A 19176-nucleotide genomic window follows, 5' to 3' on the forward strand; every position below is an offset into this window, starting at 1 on the left:
GCTCTTGCCCGGCTTACCCGCGGGATTCACAAGGCGCCGCCTGTTTCAGGTGTGGAACGAAGTTGCAGGGGCGGTGACGCGAGTCCAGCTGTTCGGCGAGGATGCCGTCCCAGCCGGTGCGCACCGCGTTGGTCGAACCCGGCAGGCAGCAGACCAGCGTGCCGTTGGCCAGGCCGGCCAGGGCCCGCGACTGCACGGTGGAGGTGCCGATATCGGCCACGGAAATCTGCCGGAACAATTCGCCGAAACCGTCGACCTGCTTGTCCAGCAGGCAGGTTACCGCCTCCGGGGTACTGTCACGGCCGGTGAAGCCGGTGCCGCCGGTGATCAGCACGACCTGGACCACCTCCTCGGCGATCCAGGTAGCGACCTGGGCACGGATCCGATACAGGTCGTCCTTGAGCAGCACCCGCTCGGCCAGGTGGTGACCGGCGGCAGTCAGGCGATCGACGAAGACCTGCCCGGAGGTGTCGGTTTCCAGGGTACGGGTATCACTGACAGTCAGGACCGCGATATTCAGCGGTACAAAAGGGGTATCAGCCTTGGCTTTCATAGGCTCGGTCCAATGTGATGGAAGAATGCGTTGTCGGAAAAACAGGCCGGTGTTATATCACAGCGTTGCCTGTTACAAGTGCGCTCCTTGAGTGGCACGACCATCGCCTTCGAGACCCGCCATGCCGCTGACCGACTTCTCCATCCTGCTCCTGGCCGGCGGCCGCGGCCAACGCATGGGCGGCCGGGACAAGGGCCTGCTGCCCTGGCGAGGCCAGCCATTGATCGCCCATCTGCATGCCACGGCGCGGCCACTGACCGACGACCTGATCATTTCCTGCAACCGTAACCAGGAACGCTATGCGGTCTATGCCGATCGCCTGGTCAGCGACGACAGCAGCGATTTCCCCGGGCCCCTGGCCGGGATTCGCGCCGGCCTGGCGGTGGCACGTCACCCGCATCTGCTGGTGCTGCCCTGCGATGTGCCACAGGTCGATCGGTCACTGCTGCAGAGCATGCTCGAGGTGGCCGGCGAGCACCCACAGCGGCCGCTGATGGTGCGCCAGGGCGAATACTGGGAACCGCTGTTCTGCGTGATCCCGGTGGCGCTGGCCGACGCCTTCGAACGCGCCTGGGCGGCAGGCGAGCGCAGCCCGCGACAGGTCATGCTGCCGTTGCAGGCCCAGGCCCTGCAGTGCCCGGCAGGCGACGCCAGGCTGGCCAACCTCAACACTCCGCAATTGCTTCAGCATTGCGACAGCAGGCTCGATGGACAGCCGCAAGGAACTTGCCGAAAATAATGGCGTCCTAGCAGTAATCCATCCGTATTTTTTCTGGAGAAGCACCATGACCCAACGGACCCTCGCCGCACTCATGCTGACTGTGGGCCTGGCCACCCTCGCCGGTTGCTCGACGCCGACGGTGATCACCCTGAACGACGGGCGTGAGATTCAGGCGGTGGACACTCCCAAGTACGATTCCGACTCGGGCTTCTACGAGTTCAAGCAACTGGACGGCAAGAACACCCGTATCAACAAGGACCAGGTGCGTACCGTCAAGGAGCTGTAAGCCCTTTCACGATCACCAGCAAAGCCCGCCGCGTGCGGGCTTTGTCGTTTCCGACGACCAGAAAGCCGCCACCCGGCACGATCCGCCGCCCAAGCCTATTCTGTAGGTGTCCCCCCTATCGGGGCCAGCCAGCTTGCGGAAGACGAATCATGAAAGTGCTCATGCTCCATGGCATCAATCACGACCTGTTCGGCAAACGCGCACCGATCCGCCATGGCGGTATCACGCTCAGGCAGATCGACGCCCGTTTGCTGAAACTGGCCAGGGAACTGGAAGTCGACATCACCAGCTACCAGACCAACCACGAAGGAGCGATGTGCGCACGGATCCAGCAGGCTGCCCGCGACCATGTGGACGCGGTGCTGATCAACCCCGGGGCCTGGACCCACAGCAGCTACGATATTCGCGATGCCCTGGCCGACCTGAGGGTGCCGGTGGTGGAACTGCACATGTCGAACATCCATGGACGCGAGACCCTGCACCAGCCCTCGGTGCTGGCCGACGTGAGCATGGGGCAGATCTGCGGCTTCGGGGTCGACAGCTACCTGCTCGGCCTGCGGGCGGTGGTCAACGCGGCCCACGCCATGACGAGCCGGATGTTCAGGGCTACCAGTGCAGGGTGATTTCGCTCTGGAACCGACGCACCTGCCCCGTCACCGGATCGACGAAACGCAGCCCCTTGGCCAGCAGCTTGAGCGGGTTGGCGTAGTCGTCCTCGACGTCCTTGAGCACCTGTGGATAAAACGGGTCATTGCAGATCGCCGCGCCCAGGGCGGCCATGTGCACGCGCAACTGATGCTTCTTGCCGGTCACCGGGGACAGGGCGTAGCGCCACAGGTCACCGTTCTTTTCGGCGACCTCGATCAGCGTCTCGGTATTGCTGGCGCCCTCGCCTTCGCACATGCGGAAGAACGGCTCGCCATCGACCAGCCGGCTCTTGTGCACCCGCGGGAAGTCCAGCCCAGGCAGGGCCGGGGCGATCGCCTCGTAGAACTTGTCGATCTGCCGGGTCGGAAACAGCGACTGATAGGCCGAGCGTGTCGCGGGGTTCGCCGAAAACAGCACCAGCCCGGCGGTATGCCGATCGATGCGGTGAAGGGGCACCAGGTGCGGGTTGTCCAGACGGCGGATCAACCGGCGCAGCAAGGTCTGCTCGACGTACCCGCCGGCCGGGGTCACCGGCAGGAAATGTGGCTTGTCCGCCACCACCAGGTGCTCGTCGGCATACAGAATCGCCTCCGTGACCGGAATCGCTGCCTCGTTCGGCACCTCGCGAAAGTAGTAGATCTTCAGCCCTTCGCGATAGGCCAGTTGTGCCGTGATCGGCACACCCTGGGCATCGAGCACCCGCCCGCGGGCGATCCGGTCGAGCCACTGCTCGCGACCGATGGCCGGGAAATGCCCGCACAGGCAGTCCAGCACGGTAGGCCAGCTACCCGGTGGCAAATACAGGGTGCTGGCCTGGTTTTCGGCGGCATTGAACGGTGAAGCGGACATGACGGGGGCTCGAACGGCGGGCTGGGCCGACATTATCCGGCAAGACCCCGCCGCCCCGTCAATCGATCGTGCCGGTTGGCCTCAACCGGCCGCCACCTGGCTCTTGAGCAGTGGCGAGCCACTGGCCGCCTCGGTGTAGTCCTTCAGCCAGCGCAGTACATCCACCGCTTCCCAGCGCCCCGGGTCGTAGAGCGCGTAGAGCAGCCCCTGGTAGCCCACCACATCCAGCTGGCGGTGATAACCCGCGCGCTGGAACAGTGCCTCGATTTCCGCGAAACAGGTGTTGAAATGCAGCTTGTTGAACGGTGTCTTGCCTTCCGTCACCAGCCCATCGAGTCGCAACTCCAGCACCGCCTCGCGCACCACATCGGCGGACATGCGATTGACGCTGGATTTCAATTGTTCGACATTGACCATGCTTTACCCTCTTGATCTTCCTGGTTTCATCCCCGGGTGCGCATGTCGTGGTGGACATCCTGTCACCAACACCGGGACAAAACTGTATGAATATACAGTAACTTAATTTTACGCAATTCGCCAACGGATTCCTGCCGCACGAGCGGTCATGACTCCCTGGGGTGGACCTTGCCATAGACGTTGCCGCCGATGAACGAGCCCACCGTACCGAGGATCACCATGGCATAGGTTGCGCCATCAATCTTTCCATACCATGTCAGGGTCGCGGTGCTCATACCAACCACCAACATCGCGAGAAACTTGCGTCCCCCCAGTTGGTTGACCAGCAACACTTGTCTCCCTTTCATTTCACTTCCTCCCTGCACCACGCATGCGTGCTGCGTCAAAACGTCATGCCTGGACGTAAGCACAGCCGTTTTCCAGGTGCAAGCCAGGGTAATCTGATGAAACAGAAGGGCCGGGAAAGGCTCTGGCAGGCGCGCTCAGCGCACGAAGGCCACGACCTGTTCGGCATCGAAGGGCCAGCCGAGTTCGGCACCGGTATCCACCCGGCGCAATACCGGAATCCGCAGGCCGTAGCGCTCGAACAGGGACTCGTCGTCGGCGATATCCACCAGTTCCACCAGCAGGCCGTGCTCCACCAGCGGCATCAGCACCGCTTCGGCGACTTCGCAGAGGTGGCAACCCAAGGTGCCGAAGAGTTGGCATTCAGGCAGCATGGCGAGGGGTCCTGGGCAGGGGAAAACCTCATTCTAGGCCGCCCCCCCGCCTGCGTCGAGCCGACGCTCAGAGCACGAAGCGCAGCCGGCGGCTGAGCAGGATCAGCAGCGGCGCGGCGGCAAGCGCCAGCAGCAGCACGATGGCGGTCATCCCGTTTCCGTAGGGGATGCCCAGCGCCAATGCCCCATAGAGAAACAGCGGATGCACGTAGTAGAGCGCCGAGGACAGCTTGGCGTTGCGGCTGCTGGTGGAGGGGCGGAAAAACACGAAGGGCAGCAGGAACAGCGCCGGCGTGATCAGCGGCAATGACAGCAGGAAGTCGAAGTTCTGCCGGGCATCGGCCTGGTGCGAATAGTTCAGCCAGGCTTCGCCGAACACCAGCAGCAGGCTGATCACCAGCGCCGTGCACACCTGCGCCCGGGTAACCCGCTCCGGCACCTGGTGCCGGGCCAATAGAAAGCCCAGCGCCATGAACGGGAAGCCCATGAACAGGAAATTGCGCGCGGTGTAGTCGTTCTGGTTGAAGTGCTGGAGAAAGGCGTTGGGCAGCTCGAAATAGACCCGGGCATATTGCAGCACCAGGCCGATCGTGAAGGCACCCAGCGCCAGGACCACCAGCAGCCCGGTCGGGCGTCCGCGCAGCAGGTACAGGATCAGGCCGCCGCCGAGCATGCCGAGCAGGTACCAGAGGTGGAAGTAGCCGATCACGAACTGCTTGACGATCCACAGCACCCCACCGACGCTGCCCAGTGCCTGGAGACTGACATAGGTCGGGCTGTAGACCAGCATCCAGAAGAGATACAGCAGCAGCCCGCGCCTGAACCAGACGGCGAACGAGTGGCCGGAATCCAGGGTTTTCCACAGGTAGTAGCCGTTGATCACGAAGAAGGTCGGCACCGCGACCCGGAACAGCCCGTTGCACAGCAGGTAGCCCACCGCCGTGTAGTTGCCGCCCATGAAATGACAGTGCAACACCACCACGAACACCGCCAGCACAACCTTCAGCGCATCCAGGTTACCGTTGAGGACTTTGGACATCGGCACTCACCTGCTTTCCGGCAAGGAATCGGACGGCTTGCGCGACGAGGCGCGGCGAAACCGGCGGTTGCAGTAGCGGGTCGCCCGATCGAGCACCGGTTTCTCGAAAAACGAGTAGCCGACCCAGCCGTAGCACAACACCGCCGCCAGCATCAGCAGCAGGAACAGCAGGTTGTCCAGCAGGCTGCCTGGCCAGTTGCCGATCACCAGCCAGGTCCGACCGACCACGCCCAGTACCAGCAGATGCGACAGATAAATCGTGTAGGACATGTCACCGGTGAACACCAGCGGCGTCGGGATACGGATCAGCTGACGCCGTTCTAGCAGCACCAGCGACAGGGTCAGGGCACCGAACACCAGGCCCACCGAGAGCATCCGCAACAGCCCTTCCTGCTGGAACAACTGGTAGTGATAGATCAGCGGAAAGCCCAGCAGCAGGCTGGCCGCGAACAGCAGCCAGACCGCCGGCGTCGGCACCCTTGCGCTGTGCGGCCCGTAGAAGAACAGTGCCAGGGCGCTGCCGACGATGAACTCCAGGGCATAGGGGTGCAGGATGATTTTCAGGGCCGGTCCATGGGCCTGCCAGGAACCGAGCAGGTTGAACACCAGCAGTGCCAGCGCCCAGGCCAGCAGCAGAGCTGGCAACCAGCGCTCGCGAAAGGCCAGCAGCCCGCTGAACACCAGGTAGAACCACAGCTCGAACACCAGTGACCAGGCCACCATCACCAGCAGCACGCGCTCGTTGGGCAGCAGCAGGAATGACATCAGCAGGTTGGAACCGCCGTGGGAGCTGTTGACCAGCGTCGGCGAGGCCAGATACACCGCCAGGGTGATGAAGAAATACAGCCAGTAGTTGGGGTAGATCCGCGACACGCGGTTGAACAGGAAGCGCTGGAACTGCGCCTTGTCCTGGAAGCGGCCACGGGTGACGATCACCATGACGAAACCGCTGATGACGAAGAACAGGTCGACGCCCAGCTGGAAGAAATCCACCAGCGCCGGCAGCAGGGTATCGCCGCCAGAGTACTTGAGCTCCACCGCCGCCATGTGAAACAGCACTACCCCAACCACTGCCGCCCCTCTAAGGCCCTGCAGCGAATACAGCCGCTCCATGCTTCTCTCCGTTGTCACGCCTGTGCCCCGGCATTCCGAGATTGAGCATAGCGAACCGTGCCGGATATGAGACATTGCCACTGGCGGATGATTTCCATCAACCCTGGTTTCGATCATCTGCGAGAAACTGACGGCTTTTTTCCGGTTACTTTTTCCGGGCCATTTTTCCGAACCGTTGCGGAGATGCTTGTGTTTGCCAATCTGTTGATCATTCTCGCCTCGTCACTGGTGGTGATTGCGCTGTTCCGGCGCCTGCAGTTGCCACCGGTGCTGGGTTACCTGTGCGTCGGGCTGCTGGTGGGGCCGACCGCCTTCGACTGGGTCAACGACAACGAAGCGCTGCCGGACCTGGCCGAGCTGGGCGTGGTGTTCCTGCTGTTCTCCCTGGGCCTGGAGTTTTCCCTGTCGAAGATGCTCGCCCTGCGGCGTGTGGTCTTCGGCCTGGGCAGCCTGCAGGTGGTCTGCACCGGGGCGGTGCTGGGCGCGCTGCTGGCATTCTTCGGCATGCCGCTGGCGGCGGCGCTGATGCTCGGGACGGGGCTGGCCCTGTCCTCGACCGCCATCGTCAGCAAGGAGTTGACCAGCCTCGGGGAGATCTTCAGCAGCCATGGCCAGAACGCGATTGGCGTGCTGCTGTTCCAGGATGTCATCGCGGTCCTGCTGCTGACCCTGGTCCCGGTGTTCGCCGGCAGCAGCGACCAGGCCTGGTACTGGGCGCTGCCACTCACCCTGGGCAAGACCCTGGTGCTGTTCGTCGGCCTGCTGCTGGCCAGCCGCTGGCTGTTGCCACGGTTGTTCCATGAGGTCGCCGCCTCGCACTCGGCGGAACTGTTCGTACTGCTGGCCCTGGTGATCGTGCTGCTGACCGCCTGGCTGACCCACCTGCTGGGCCTGTCGCCCGCCCTGGGCGCGTTTCTCGCCGGCATGCTGCTGGGGGAAAGCCACTATCGCCATCAGATCGAGGCCGATATCCGCCCGTTTCGCGACATCCTGCTCGGCCTGTTCTTCGTCAGTATCGGCATGCTGATCGATCTGCAACTGTTCGCCCATCATGGCCTGCTGATCCTCGGCCTGACCCTGGCCCTGCTGCTGATCAAGGGCTCGGTGGTGGCGCTGCTGGTCAGGGGTCGCGGCAGCGATGCGGAAACCGCCTGGCGCAGCGGCCTGGCCCTGGCCCAGGGCGGCGAGTTCTGTTTCGCCCTGATGGCCCAGATGCAACAGAACCGGTTGATGCCCGCCGATATCAGCGGTCCGTTGCTGGCGGCAACCTTCTGCTCCATGGTCATGACCCCCTTGCTGCTGCGCGCCGCGCCACGGATCGCCGCCACGCTGCACCGCAAGCCGAACCAGGAAGCCCGCCTGGAGGAAATCAGTGCGCTGAACGCCGAATTGCACGGGCATGTGGTGATCTGCGGCTACGGCCGTGTCGGCCAGTCCATCGGCCGCTTCCTGCGCCGCGAGCAGCAGCCCTTCGTCGCGCTCGACGACGATCCGGTACGGGTGAGCGAAGCCGCCGCCGGCGAAAGCTGCGTGCACTACGGCGACTCACGCCGTGGCGACCTGCTGAGCGCCGTGGGCCTGGAGCGGGCACGCCTGCTGGTGGTCGCGGTGGACAAGACCGATATCGCCATGCAGGTGCTCAGGGAGGCCCGCCGGCTCAGCGCCACGGTCCCGATCCTGGTCCGGACCCGCGATGACAGCCAGCTCACCGAGTTGAAAGAGGCGGGCGCCAGCGAGGTGGTGCCGGAGTTGCTGGAGTCGAGCCTGATGCTCGCCTCCCATGCACTGGTGATGCTCGGGGTCGAGGAGCAGCGGGTACGGGCCGGAATCAACGAAGTACGGCACAGTCGCTACAAGCTGCTGCGCGGTTTCTACCACGGGGCGCAGACCAACCTGCTGGGCAGCCAGGGCCAGCCCAGGGTGCTGATGCATGCGGTGAACCTCGGGGCCGACGCCCATGCTTGCGGCCGCTCGGTCAATGACCTGGCCCTTGAACAGCTGGGGGTCGAGATTCAGGGATTGCAGCGCGGCGGCAGCGAACTGGCAGTCGATGCCGATACCACGCTGCAGGCCGGCGACACCGTGCGGGTGTCCGGGCCGCTGGCAGCCATCGAGGCCTGCGAGGCCCGATTGCTGGGTGGGTAGAATTCAGTCCTGGCTCACGGCGCCGATCTTGTGAATCGACAGGTCGGCGCCGTAATACTCTTCTTCCTGACTCAGCCGCAGGCCGTGTACGGCCCTGATCAGCCCATACACCGCAAACCCGCCGACCAGTGCCACGACCACACCCAGCGCCGTGCCGATCAATTGGCTGGCCAGGCTGACGCCACCCAGGCCCCCCAGCGCCTGCTGGCCGAAGATCCCGCAGGCAATCCCGCCCCATACGCCGCACAGCCCGTGCAGTGGCCAGACACCCAGCACATCGTCGATCTTCCATTTGCTCTGCACGGCAATGAAGCACCAGACGAACAGGCCGCCCGCCACCACCCCGGTCACCAGCGCCCCCACCGGATGCATCAGGTCGGAACCGGCACAGATCGCCACCAACCCGGCCAACGGGCCGTTGTGCAGGAAGCCCGGGTCATTGCGGCCGATGATCAGCGCCGCCACCGTGCCGCCAACCATCGCCATCAGCGAGTTCACCGCCACCAGGCCACTGACGCCCTGCAAGGTCTGGGCGCTCATCACGTTGAAGCCGAACCAGCCGACGATCAGGATCCACGAGCCCAGCGCCAGGAACGGGATGCTTGACGGCGCGAACGCCACCAGCCGCCCTTCACGGTAGCGCCCCTGGCGCGGCCCCAGCAGCAACACCGCCGCCAGCGCCAGCCAGCCGCCCATGGCGTGCACCACCACGGAGCCGGCGAAGTCATGGAAGCTTGCGCCAAAGCGCGCCAGCAGCCAGGCTTGCAGGCCGAAATTGCCATTCCAGACCAGGCCTTCGAAAAACGGATAGACGAACGCGACGATCAGCGCCGTGGCGCACAACTGCGGGGCAAACTTCGCCCGCTCGGCGATCCCGCCGGAAATGATCGCGGGAATGGCCGCGGCGAAAGTCAGCAGGAAGAAGAACTTCACCAGCCCGTAGCCGTGATCGCCGCTGATCTGTGCCGCCGGCTGCAGAAAGCTCACGCCATAGGCGATCCAGTAGCCGACGAAGAAATACACCAGGGTCGAGATGGCGAAATCGCTGAGGATTTTCGACAGCGCGTTCACCTGGTTCTTCTGGCGTACGGTACCGACTTCAAGAAAGGCGAAGCCGGCGTGCATGAACAGCACCATGATCGCGCCGAGCAGGATGAACAGGGTGTTGGAACCATGGACCAGACTATCCACGGCACTTTGCAAATTTTCCATGGGACGGCAGACCTGAAGTCAGGGAAAGGCACCGCGGCTGTTCGGGACACCGGTTTTTTCGCACTCTATTGGCGCACGCCGGGCAGGCAGCGAACCGCTTTGGCGCAGCACGAAAAACAGGCTCGGTGGCCGCTTCGGTTTTTTCCGCGTGTTTCGATTATTTGAGGTAAGGTTTTCGTGGTGCGCGCCCATAAACGCCCGGATACGGCGCACGGGCCCGCGACCACGCACCAGCACACAGCAAAAGCTGTACCAGTCGATTGCAGTGAACCTTCGGACAAGGCCCGCACTCGAACCTTTCACACGCCTCTCAAGGAGATATGCCCCTATGGCCCGCAATCCGGCAAAGACTGCTCAGGAAATATTGATGGCGGATTTTCAGACCCTGGTCAGCGACGCCGAGCGTTTGCTGGAACACACCGCGGGCCTGGCCGGCGAACAGGCTGACGAGCTGCGCGCGCAGATTCACGACAGCCTGTCGAAAGCCCGGGAGACCCTGCAGTTGACCGAGGCGACTCTGCGTGAGCGGAGCAAGGAAGCCGTGGTCGCGGCCGAAGACTATGTCCAGGCCAACCCCTGGCAATCGGTGGGCATCGCCGCCGGCCTCGGTTTTATCGTCGGCCTGCTGGTGACACGGCGCTGATCATGGCTATCGACGAAGCGCAAAACACCGGCTCCTCCAGCCGGCGCCTGGGTGCCGCCGTCCTCGGCCTGCTGCACAGCCATATCGAGCTGTTCGGCATCGAGCTGCAGGAACAGAAGGCCCGCACCGTCAGCCTGCTGCTGTTCGCCGGGCTGGCGCTGGTCTTCGCCCTGCTGCTGCTGATCGGCCTGTCGGCACTGGTGCTGATCCTGGTCTGGGACACCTACCGCCTGGCCGGCATCATCGGCTTGTGCGTCTTCTACAGCCTGGCCGCCCTGTTCTGTGGCCTGCGCCTGAAGGCGGCCGTCTTCGATGAGTCCTCTCCCTTCCACGCCACGCTCGAAGAGCTGGCCAACGACCGCAAGCGACTGCTGCCATGAGCCTGCCAGAACTGCCACAAGGCAACTCCCGCCGGGAGATGCGCAAGGCACTGATCCGCCTGCGCATGGAAATGCATCGACAGGAAATCCGCCACGAATCCCGGCAACTGCTGGAACCGTTGCAGCGGGTGCGCGGGATGGGCCGCAACTGGCAGGAAAACCTCGGCATCAAGCATGCCCCCCTGTGGGGTATCGCCGTGGTCACACTGCTGGGCTTCCTTGGCGGCAAGGGCGCCAAGGGTTCCGGGGTGGGCGGCCTGTCCCGCCTGGTGCGCCTGGGCACCAGCCTGCTGCCGCTGATCAGGCTGGTCATGCAGGGCTCATCCGGAAAACGTTGACGGCAGTGGAGCTGGCTGCATTCTTGCAAAGATAACTGATCGAACAATAACCGCCGGTTGTTTTCGGCGGTTGGCGACCCCGCTGCCTGCCCACGAGCCACCAGCCGACAAACCGCCTCAGGAGGCTCCGTGATCGACGGGCAACCGCTCGCTTGCTTTCAGCCATTCATCGATACCGCGACGGGGCGCATAGCCGGCGTCGAGGTCCTGGGCCGCCTGCGCCAGGCGAACGGGCAACGGGTCTCCGTCGGCCCCCTGTTCAGCGACCCGCTGACACCCGCAGCAGACCTGCTGGACCTCGACCGGCAACTGCGCGATGACGCCCTGAGCCGGCTGCACGAAGCCCCGCCAGAGTGGTTTCTGAGCCTCAACATATCGCCTCGCTGGATCAGCCTGTTGACACCGGGCCAGGCCCTGCCGAGCCTGCAACAATTGCAACGGCACGGCGTGGACCCGGCCCGCATCGTCTTCGAGATCACCGAACTGGATGGCGACAGCCAGCAACTGTCCCAGGTGGTCGAGCGCTATCGCCAGGCCGGCGCCCGGATCGCCATCGACGACTTCGGTGCCGGCTACTCGCAACTGGATCGGGTACTGGCCCTGCAGCCGGATATTCTCAAGCTCGACATGCGCCTGTTCCAGGCGGCGGCCCGTGGCGGGCCGAGCAGCGAGGTGGTCAAGGCGCTCGCGCAGATGGCGGAAAAGACCGGCTGCTGGATCATTGCCGAAGGGGTCGAAACCGAGGAAGAGTTGAACTTCGCCCTCGAATGCGGTTCACGCTATGTTCAGGGTTATCTGTTCGCCAAGGCCGAACAGGCGTTTTTCCCCAGCGACAGGTTCGTCAGGCAATTCGCCGAACTGCGCGAACGCTATGTCCAGCGCAAGCTCGCCGAGCGCGCGCAGTTGATGAAGCTGCGCCAGCAACTGGGTGAACTGATGGGCATCCTCCAGGCCTGGGCCCAGGCGCAGGCGCCCCTCAGCCAACTGCCACGGCTGGACAGCTACCCCTGGCTGCTGCGTTTCTACCAGTGCGACCGCCACGGCACGCAACTCACACCCAACGTGGAATGGCGCAACCAGGCCTGGCAGGCTGACAACAGCTATGTGGGCCACAACTGGTCATGGCGCCCGTACTTCTATCACCTGCTCGCCGAAGGCTGGGATGGGCGGCGCCTGACGCTGTCCGGCACCTATCGCGACGCCACCACCAACCAGTACTGCCTGACCGCCGGGCAATTCTTCGACGATGGCCGGCGCCTGCTGCTTATCGATATCGATGCCGCCATCCTTTAGAGGGCTGCGTGGCTGATTCGCCCGGTTGAATCGCATTGACCGCAAAGACCACCTGGTTTTGCCACACCTCGCCAGTTTTTGCTTGCAGGCGCGCCAGCTAACCGGGAAGCTGGCGGTTCGATCATTCGACGGAGGGAACCCGCCTTGGACTGGCAAACCCTGCTTAACCGCGAACGCCTGGGCAAGCCCCTGCACAGCCCGCAAGAGCTGGGCCGCAGCCCTTTCCACAAGGACCACGACCGTATCATCTTCTCCGGGGCATTCCGCCGCCTGGGCCGCAAGACCCAGGTACATCCGGTTTCGAGCAACGATCATATCCACACCCGCCTGACCCACTCGCTGGAAGTCAGTTGCGTCGGCCGCTCCCTGGGCATGCGGGTCGGCGAGACCCTGCGCAGCGCGCTGCCCGACTGGTGCGAACCGAGCGACCTGGGGATGGTCGTGCAGTCGGCCTGCCTGGCCCATGACATCGGCAATCCGCCTTTCGGCCACTCCGGCGAGGATGCGATCCGCCACTGGTTCCAGCAGGCCGCCGGCCGCGGTTGGCTGGACGACATGAGCATCGCCGAGCGGGCCGACTTCCTCAACTTCGAGGGCAATGCCCAGGGCTTCCGGGTGCTGACTCAGCTTGAGTACCACCAGTTCGACGGCGGCACCCGGCTGACCTACGCCACCCTCGGCACCTACCTCAAATACCCCTGGAGCGCCCGTCACGCCGACTCGCTGGGCTACAAGAAGCACAAGTTCGGCTGCTACCAGAGCGAGCTGCCGATCCTCGAGCAGATCGCCCACAAGCTCGGCCTGCCGCAACTGGAGGAACAACGCTGGGCCCGGCACCCGCTGGTGTACCTGATGGAGGCTGCCGACGACATCTGCTACGCGCTGATCGACCTGGAAGACGGCCTGGAGATGGACCTGCTCGACTATGAACAGGTCGAATCGCTGCTGCTCGACCTGGTCGGTGACGATCTGCCGGAAACCTATCGACTGCTGGGCCCGCAGGACTCGCGTCGACGCAAACTGGCGATTCTGCGTGGCAAGGCCATCGAACACCTGACCAATGCCGCCGCCAGGGCCTTCGTCGAGCAGCAGGACGCCCTGCTGGCGGGAACCCTGCCGGGCGACCTGGTCGAACACATGCACGGTCCGGCCAAGCGTTGCGTGCTCAACGCCAAGGACATCGCCCGCAAAAAGATCTTCCAGGACAAACGCAAGACGCTGCACGAAATCGGCGCCTACACCACCCTGGAGATTCTCCTGAATGCCTTCTGCGGTGCCGCCCTGGAGCAGCACGGCGGGCGTACGCCGTCGTTCAAGAACCGGCGGATTCTCGATCTGCTCGGCAACAACGCGCCCAATCCCGACTGGCCGCTGCACGCCTCGTTCCTGCGCATGATCGACTTCATCGCCGGCATGACCGACAGCTACGCCAGTGAAATGGCCAGGGAAATGACCGGACGCTCCAGTCCCCAGTAACCTTGCCCCGCTCGCCTTCGGCAAGGACTGCAGCCCTTGCCGAAGGCCCCCCTACGTCGCGCGGAGAAAGCCTACATTGGCCGCGGAATCCGCTGATGGAGCTTTCGTTCGACCCACTGAAATAATCCATTACCCTCTTAGTCTGCCGCCTGGACTCAATCCATCCCCTCGCTCAACAGGCCCCTCTTCAGGATCGACACCTCACCGCCTGCACCTGAGGCCTTGTTCGAAACAGGTAGCCCGCCTGGAAAATTACATGCCCAAAGAAAATCTGCGCGTATTGCTGGTGGAGGATCACCCCTTTCAACTGGTCGCTACGCAGAGCCTGCTCAACAGCTACGGCTTCCACCACCTCACCCCGGCCGCCAACGCAACCGAAGCCCTGCGGGCGATGGAAGCCGTGCCAACGCCCTTCGACCTGATGCTCTGCGACCAGTGCCTGCCCGATATACCGGGGCTCGAACTGATCCACACCGCCAATCAGCGCGGCAAGATCAGGCAGGCTATCCTGCTCAGCAGTCTCAGCCTCGACGAACTGTGGGCACTCAACCAGAGCGCGTTGCTGCGCCATCTCCCTCTGCTGGGCTGCCTGAGCAAGCCGCTCAACGGCCTGGCGCTGAAAAACATATTGGGCTCACGCTGCGTCCGATAGAAAACAGCATCTTTTGTCAGACGAATGTCTTGGCAACTGTCACTAATATCGTGATTGCCAGCCAACAGAACTGCAGAATCAAGCCTATCCATACGTAGGAATTATCCGAAATACCATTAAACACCCACAAACAGCCAAGCCCTTTTAATAACAAAAAACTATAAAAGCAGGAAACACACCCCTCCATGTATCCTCAGAATGTAAGTCGACAGCTCAATTAAAGTAGGAATATTCCTATACAGCTTCTGTAGGCATCTCTATTCATGCGTCCCGGGAGACAAGTGAGCTAATGTGCGCGCTTTCTACGCAGCTCGTATGGGATTTATTATGAATTCGGTTTTTATCGTCGACGACCACCCCGTTGTCCGTCTTGCCATTCGGATATTGCTGGAGCAGGAAGATTGTTATGAAATAGTCGGTGAGACGGATAATGGTGTCGACGCCATGCAGATGGTCCGCGAATGCATGCCGGACCTCGTCATTCTCGACGTCAGCATCCCCAAGCTGGACGGCCTGGAAGTTCTGGCCCGCCTGGACGGCATGAACCTGTCGCTGAAAACCCTGGTACTGACCGGGCAGTCTCCCTCGCTGTTCGCCATTCGCTGCATGCAATCGGGCGCTGCAGGCTATGTTTGCAAGACCGAAGATCTGGGCGAACTGATGAGTGCGGTGAAAGCGGTATTATCCGGCTACAATTACTTTCCCAGCCAGGCATTGATCAGCGGCCGAAAAGATGAAGCGATCAATCCGGAAATGGAACTCTTCAAACTGGTCAACGACCGGGAACTGATGGTATTGCAACTGTTCGCCCAGGGCAGGACAAACAAGGAAATCGCCAAGGGCATGTTCCTCAGCAACAAGACCGTCAGCACTTACAAGAAACGCCTGATGCAGAAACTGAAAGCCAAGACCCTCGTCGAACTGATCGAAATGGCCAAACGCAACGCGGTAGTGTGAGAAGACGGATGCCCACGCGCTTGAAGGATTATCTGACAATCATCACGGGAATGCTCCTGTGTCTGTCAGCGCATGCAATACCCGGCGATGTGACCCACTTCGCCCTGCTCAGCCGTTCGAATGCTGGACACATGGAGGTGCAGCTCGACAAGGAACAGCGCCGCTGGATACAGGACAGGCGCGTGCTGGTACTGGGCACCTCCTCCCCGGACTATCCACCGTTCGACATCACCGCCAGCGGGCGTGACTACGAAGGCATCACGGCGGACTACGCGGGGATTCTTTCCGGCGCACTTGGCCTGCCGGTCAAGGTGCACAGCTTCGCCAGCCGGGAGCAAGCCATCCAGGCCCTCGAGAACGGACAGATCGATCTGCTGGGGAGCGCCAACGGCTTCGAGGCCGTCAACAAGAACATCGCGCTATCGATTCCCTATGCCGTCGACCAGCCGGTACTGGTCACCCGCGAGGGCGAAACCCGCTCGCTCACCGACGGTCTGGCCGGCATGCGCCTGAGCATGGTCTATCACTACCTGCCACTGGACGAGATAAAGGCGCAGTATCCCGAGGCGATCATCCAGTTCTATCCCTCCTACCTCAATGCCATCAACGCCGTCGCCTTCGACCAGGCCGATGTGTTCCTGGGCGACACCATCTCGACCCACTACCTGATCAACAAGGGCTACCTGCGCAACGTGAAAATGGCCAATTTCGGCAAACATGAAGCCTACGGTTTCAGTTTTGCCGTGCGCGGCGACGAACCGTTGCTGTTGGGTATCGTCAACAGCATTCTCAGGGCCATCCCCACCGGTGAGCGCGAGAGCATCGCGCAACGCTGGAGTGCCGGCAGCGATATCCTGCTGACCGATCACAAGCTGCAACTGAGCCCTCGCGAAGAGCAGTGGCTCAAGGCCAATCCGCTGGTGCGCGTGGTAGTCAACGAGGCCCTGGCGCCGATCACCTTCTTCGACGCCGACGGCAACTTTCGCGGGGTGACGGCCGACCTGCTGGAACTGATCCGCCTGCGTACCGGCCTGCGTTTCGAAATCCAGCGGGCACGCAGCGTGGATGACATGATCGGCCGAATCGGCAGCGGCAAGGCCGATGTGATCGCGGCCATCAGCCCGACCAATGCCCGGGAAGAGCTGCTGCATTTCAGTCGTCCCTACATGGAGAACTCCTTCGTCCTGCTCACCGCGAAAGGCAAGGACAGCCCGATCAATCTCGAGCAGATGGAGAACAAGCGCCTGGCAATCACCCGCGGCAATGCGCTGATCGACTACCTGCGCCGCGAATTCCCGGGGATCCGCCTGGTGGAGACCGACGACGGCCTCAAGGCCGCCGAACTGCTCGCCCAGGGCCAGGTGGAGGGTGCGGTCGGCTCGCTGGTGATCGCCAACTACCTGATCGCCTCGCAGATATTCGACGACCGTCTGCAGATCAGCGCCACCATCGGTACCCAGCAGGCGGTCTTCGCCCTGGCCACCGCCCGCGGCGCCACCGAACTCGGTTCGATCCTCGACAAGGCCCTGCTGAGCATCGCCCCGGACGAACTGGGTATCGTCAACAGCCGCTGGCGCGGCTACACCCCGGCCTCCGACAGCTACTGGCGCAACTATCACCGCCTGATCATCCAGATCATCGTCGGTGCCAGTGTGCTGTTGCTGCTATCGCTGACCTGGAATGCCTACATGCGAAGGCAGATCAGGCAGCGCCAGTTGGCGGAACGGGCATTGAGCGACCAGTTCGAATTCATGCGTGCGCTGGTCAACGGCACTCCTCACCCGATCTACGTGCGCGACCGCCAGGGCCTGCTGCAGACCTGCAACGACAGCTACCTGGAAGCCTTCTCGGCGAAGCTGGAAGACCTGGTCGGCAAAAGCGCGCTGGAAGGTGCACGCGCCCTCGGCAACGAACAGGAGGCCAGCGAATACCAGGCCGACTACCTGCGGGTGATCGAGGACGGCACGCCGCTGATCTGCGACCGCACACTGCATATCAGGGGCCGTGAGCTGACCATCTATCACTGGATACTGCCCTACCGGAACTCACTGGGTGAGGTGCAGGGCATCATCGGCGGCTGGATCGACGTCAGCGAACGACGCCAACTGCTCGAGGACCTGCGCAGTGCCAAGGAACAGGCCGATGACGCCAACCGGGCCAAGAGCACCTTCCTGGCGACCATGAGCCATGAGATCCGCACGCCGATGAACGCCGTGATCGGCATGCTGGAACTGACCCTGAAGCGCGCCGACCAGGGGCATCTGGATCGCCCGGCCATCGAGGTCGCGTACAACTCGGCCAAGGACCTGCTGGAACTGATCGGCGATATTCTCGACATCGCCCGCATCGAGTCCGGCCGCCTCAGCCTGTCCCCCGAACGGGTCAACCTGGAGGAGCTGGCGGAATCGGTGGTCCGCGTCTTCGATGGCCTGGCGCGCCAGAAAAGCCTGAGCCTGGTCATGAAGGAAACGCTCCGGGAGCAGCCCTGCGATGTGCTGGTCGACCCGCTGCGCTTCAGACAGATTCTGTCCAACCTGGTCAGCAACGCCATCAAGTTCACCGAGCAGGGCCGGATCAGCATCGACCTGGCCATCCAGCCCACCGAAGTGGCGCAACGGGTAACGGTGCGACTGCGGGTCGAAGACACCGGTATCGGCATCAGCCAGGCCGACCAGGAACGCCTGTTCCAACCCTTCGCCCAGGCCGACAACTCCGGCCAACTGGCCCGCAGTGGTGCCGGGCTGGGGCTGGTGATCTGCCGCAGCCTCTGCGAAATGATGGGAGGAACACTGACCCTTGCCAGCGTTCCCGGCCAGGGCACCCAGGTGACCGTGACCCTTGAACTGGACAGCCTGGAACCGCTGCAAGGGCCTATCGAGCGCGAGACGGAGCTGCCCCCGGCCCTGCATGAACTGAATGTACTGGTGGTCGACGACCATCCCGCCAACCGCCTGCTGATGTGCCAGCAACTGGGTTACCTCGGTCATCGCTACAGCACCGCGCAGAACGGCGCTAGCGGCCTGCAGATCTGGAAGGACGGACACTTCGACCTGGTGATCGTCGATTGCAACATGCCGGTCATGAACGGCTATGACCTGACCCGCCAACTGCGCGACCATGAAACGGCACTGGCGCGCCCGCGTTGCACGGTGTTCGGTTTCACCGCCAATGCCCAGCCGGAAGAACGCAGCCGCTGCCTGCAGGCCGAAATGGACGACTGTCTGTTCAAGCCGATCAGCCTGACCGCGCTGAGCAGGAAACTGGCCGACCTGCGTGCCGTGCCCTTCAACCCACCGTTCAGCATCGAAGGCCTGAACGCCCTGACCGGTGGCGAGCCGCAACTGATACGCCGGCTGCTGGACGAATTGCTCAGCAGTTGCCAGGCCGACCGGCAGGAATTGCAGGGATTGCCATTGGGGCACGGCATGACGGCCTTCATCGACCTGGCGCACAAGATCAAGGGCGCGGCCCGCATCATTCAGGCCGCCACGCTGGTCGAGCAGTGCGAAAGCCTGGAAGCCGCCGGCGAACGGAACGCCCCGGCGAGCACGATCGAAAGTGCCCGCGAGGCAGTCGTCCGGACCCTGGCGACACTGGAAGAGGCCCTCCGGAAGTACCTTGGCGAACTGGATAAAAAAAAATCCACGCAGGATGACGCCGGCCACCAGACAAATCCCCCCGAAATGGAGTAAAACAGCCTGGGCTGGGCACTTCCCTGCGCAGCCCCACCTCAGG

The 19176-nt window shown here is 63.0% G+C and carries 20 protein-coding genes; 12 read left to right on the plus strand and 8 right to left on the minus strand.

The features are described 5' to 3' along the window. Positions 1-13 precede the first annotated feature (13 nt). A complete protein-coding gene (gene moaB / locus PF66_RS12805; protein ID WP_054058804.1) occupies positions 14-553 on the minus strand; it encodes a molybdenum cofactor biosynthesis protein B in 540 nt (179 codons plus the stop codon). Between the two features lie 121 nt (positions 554-674). On the opposite strand from moaB, the gene mobA reads away from it, so the two are divergent. From mobA to PF66_RS12820, 3 genes are all read left to right on the plus strand, one after another. Then, complete coding sequence (mobA, locus tag PF66_RS12810; protein ID WP_054062893.1) at positions 675-1292, plus strand: molybdenum cofactor guanylyltransferase MobA; 618 nt, start codon at positions 675-677, stop codon at positions 1290-1292. A gap of 46 nt (positions 1293-1338) precedes the next feature. Then, entirely contained in the window at positions 1339-1560 is a 222-nt protein-coding gene (locus PF66_RS12815) for a YgdI/YgdR family lipoprotein (RefSeq protein WP_054058806.1), read from the plus strand. Between the two features lie 149 nt (positions 1561-1709). Continuing rightward, on the plus strand, positions 1710-2183 hold the full coding sequence (locus PF66_RS12820; protein WP_054058807.1) for a type II 3-dehydroquinate dehydratase: 474 nt from the start codon (positions 1710-1712) through the stop codon (positions 2181-2183). Here the strand turns inward: PF66_RS12820 and PF66_RS12825 are convergent. From PF66_RS12825 to PF66_RS12850, 6 genes are all read right to left on the minus strand, one after another. Further along, on the minus strand, positions 2167-3057 hold the full coding sequence (locus PF66_RS12825) for a pseudouridine synthase (RefSeq protein ID WP_054062894.1): 891 nt from the start codon (positions 3055-3057) through the stop codon (positions 2167-2169). The genes PF66_RS12820 and PF66_RS12825 overlap by 17 nt on opposite strands. 81 nt (positions 3058-3138) lie before the next feature. Further along, positions 3139-3474: a hypothetical protein gene (locus PF66_RS12830; RefSeq protein ID WP_054058809.1), complete on the minus strand. Its 336-nt coding sequence runs from the start codon at positions 3472-3474 to the stop codon at positions 3139-3141. Positions 3475-3620: 146 nt separating this feature from the next. Then, the gene (locus tag PF66_RS12835; protein ID WP_026145429.1) at positions 3621-3821 is read right to left on the minus strand and encodes a hypothetical protein; all 201 of its coding nucleotides are present in this window, start codon (positions 3819-3821) and stop codon (positions 3621-3623) included. 135 nt (positions 3822-3956) lie between these two features. After that, positions 3957-4193: a glutaredoxin family protein gene (locus tag PF66_RS12840; RefSeq protein WP_054058810.1), complete on the minus strand. Its 237-nt coding sequence runs from the start codon at positions 4191-4193 to the stop codon at positions 3957-3959. 67 nt (positions 4194-4260) lie between these two features. Continuing rightward, positions 4261-5232, minus strand: coding sequence for an acyltransferase family protein (locus PF66_RS12845; RefSeq protein ID WP_054062895.1), 972 nt, complete (start codon positions 5230-5232; stop codon positions 4261-4263). 6 nt (positions 5233-5238) lie between these two features. Next, the gene (locus PF66_RS12850; protein WP_054062896.1) at positions 5239-6345 is read right to left on the minus strand and encodes an acyltransferase family protein; all 1107 of its coding nucleotides are present in this window, start codon (positions 6343-6345) and stop codon (positions 5239-5241) included. A gap of 189 nt (positions 6346-6534) precedes the next feature. Here PF66_RS12850 and PF66_RS12855 point away from each other — a divergent pair, with 189 nt between their 5' ends. Beyond that, entirely contained in the window at positions 6535-8490 is a 1956-nt protein-coding gene (locus PF66_RS12855; protein WP_054058812.1) for a monovalent cation:proton antiporter family protein, read from the plus strand. 3 nt (positions 8491-8493) lie between these two features. Here PF66_RS12855 and PF66_RS12860 read toward each other — a convergent pair whose 3' ends face one another. Next, on the minus strand, positions 8494-9702 hold the full coding sequence (locus PF66_RS12860; protein WP_054062897.1) for an ammonium transporter: 1209 nt from the start codon (positions 9700-9702) through the stop codon (positions 8494-8496). 328 nt (positions 9703-10030) lie between these two features. Here PF66_RS12860 and PF66_RS12865 point away from each other — a divergent pair, with 328 nt between their 5' ends. The 8 genes from PF66_RS12865 (at position 10031) to PF66_RS12900 (ending at position 19133) form a co-directional block, all read left to right on the plus strand. Continuing rightward, positions 10031-10345, plus strand: coding sequence for a DUF883 family protein (locus tag PF66_RS12865; protein WP_054058814.1), 315 nt, complete (start codon positions 10031-10033; stop codon positions 10343-10345). 2 nt (positions 10346-10347) lie between these two features. Beyond that, positions 10348-10725 carry a phage holin family protein gene (locus PF66_RS12870; RefSeq protein WP_054058815.1) on the plus strand — a complete coding sequence of 126 codons (378 nt, stop codon included), beginning with the start codon at positions 10348-10350 and terminating at the stop codon, positions 10723-10725. Next, positions 10722-11063 carry a hypothetical protein gene (locus tag PF66_RS12875; RefSeq protein ID WP_054062898.1) on the plus strand — a complete coding sequence of 114 codons (342 nt, stop codon included), beginning with the start codon at positions 10722-10724 and terminating at the stop codon, positions 11061-11063. The genes PF66_RS12870 and PF66_RS12875 overlap by 4 nt, the downstream gene beginning before the upstream one ends. Positions 11064-11192: 129 nt before the next feature. Beyond that, positions 11193-12356 carry an EAL domain-containing protein gene (locus PF66_RS12880; protein ID WP_054062899.1) on the plus strand — a complete coding sequence of 388 codons (1164 nt, stop codon included), beginning with the start codon at positions 11193-11195 and terminating at the stop codon, positions 12354-12356. Positions 12357-12500: 144 nt separating this feature from the next. Beyond that, on the plus strand, positions 12501-13832 hold the full coding sequence (locus PF66_RS12885) for a deoxyguanosinetriphosphate triphosphohydrolase (RefSeq protein ID WP_054058818.1): 1332 nt from the start codon (positions 12501-12503) through the stop codon (positions 13830-13832). Between the two features lie 256 nt (positions 13833-14088). Further along, the gene (locus PF66_RS12890) at positions 14089-14484 is read left to right on the plus strand and encodes a response regulator (RefSeq protein ID WP_054062900.1); all 396 of its coding nucleotides are present in this window, start codon (positions 14089-14091) and stop codon (positions 14482-14484) included. Between the two features lie 327 nt (positions 14485-14811). After that, positions 14812-15441 (plus strand): response regulator transcription factor, encoded by a 630-nt coding sequence (locus tag PF66_RS12895; RefSeq protein ID WP_054058820.1) that lies wholly within the window; start codon positions 14812-14814, stop codon positions 15439-15441. Between the two features lie 8 nt (positions 15442-15449). Then, positions 15450-19133, plus strand: coding sequence for a transporter substrate-binding domain-containing protein (locus tag PF66_RS12900; RefSeq protein ID WP_054062901.1), 3684 nt, complete (start codon positions 15450-15452; stop codon positions 19131-19133). Positions 19134-19176: the final 43 nt, after the last annotated feature.

The organism is Pseudomonas asplenii (assembly GCF_001293465.1).
GTDB classification, from domain to species: Bacteria; Pseudomonadota; Gammaproteobacteria; order Pseudomonadales; family Pseudomonadaceae; genus Aquipseudomonas; species Aquipseudomonas fuscovaginae_B.

Bases quoted from the DNA above. Each gene is read 5' to 3' on its own strand.
- PF66_RS12825 (WP_054062894.1), bottom strand. From the start codon at position 3,057: ATGTCCGCTTCACCGTTCAATGCCGCCGAAAACCAGGCCAGCACCCTG.
- PF66_RS12835 (WP_026145429.1), bottom strand. From the start codon at position 3,821: ATGAAAGGGAGACAAGTGTTGCTGGTCAACCAACTGGGGGGACGCAAG.
- PF66_RS12895 (WP_054058820.1), top strand. From the start codon at position 14,812: ATGAATTCGGTTTTTATCGTCGACGACCACCCCGTTGTCCGTCTTGCC.
- PF66_RS12900 (WP_054062901.1), top strand. From the start codon at position 15,450: ATGCCCACGCGCTTGAAGGATTATCTGACAATCATCACGGGAATGCTC.
- PF66_RS12840 (WP_054058810.1), bottom strand. From the start codon at position 4,193: ATGCTGCCTGAATGCCAACTCTTCGGCACCTTGGGTTGCCACCTCTGC.
- PF66_RS12890 (WP_054062900.1), top strand. From the start codon at position 14,089: ATGCCCAAAGAAAATCTGCGCGTATTGCTGGTGGAGGATCACCCCTTT.
- PF66_RS12870 (WP_054058815.1), top strand. From the start codon at position 10,348: ATGGCTATCGACGAAGCGCAAAACACCGGCTCCTCCAGCCGGCGCCTG.
- PF66_RS12875 (WP_054062898.1), top strand. From the start codon at position 10,722: ATGAGCCTGCCAGAACTGCCACAAGGCAACTCCCGCCGGGAGATGCGC.
- PF66_RS12815 (WP_054058806.1), top strand. From the start codon at position 1,339: ATGACCCAACGGACCCTCGCCGCACTCATGCTGACTGTGGGCCTGGCC.
- mobA (WP_054062893.1), top strand. From the start codon at position 675: ATGCCGCTGACCGACTTCTCCATCCTGCTCCTGGCCGGCGGCCGCGGC.
- PF66_RS12830 (WP_054058809.1), bottom strand. From the start codon at position 3,474: ATGGTCAATGTCGAACAATTGAAATCCAGCGTCAATCGCATGTCCGCC.
- PF66_RS12860 (WP_054062897.1), bottom strand. From the start codon at position 9,702: ATGGAAAATTTGCAAAGTGCCGTGGATAGTCTGGTCCATGGTTCCAAC.
- PF66_RS12820 (WP_054058807.1), top strand. From the start codon at position 1,710: ATGAAAGTGCTCATGCTCCATGGCATCAATCACGACCTGTTCGGCAAA.
- PF66_RS12850 (WP_054062896.1), bottom strand. From the start codon at position 6,345: ATGGAGCGGCTGTATTCGCTGCAGGGCCTTAGAGGGGCGGCAGTGGTT.
- PF66_RS12845 (WP_054062895.1), bottom strand. From the start codon at position 5,232: ATGTCCAAAGTCCTCAACGGTAACCTGGATGCGCTGAAGGTTGTGCTG.
- moaB (WP_054058804.1), bottom strand. From the start codon at position 553: ATGAAAGCCAAGGCTGATACCCCTTTTGTACCGCTGAATATCGCGGTC.
- PF66_RS12865 (WP_054058814.1), top strand. From the start codon at position 10,031: ATGGCCCGCAATCCGGCAAAGACTGCTCAGGAAATATTGATGGCGGAT.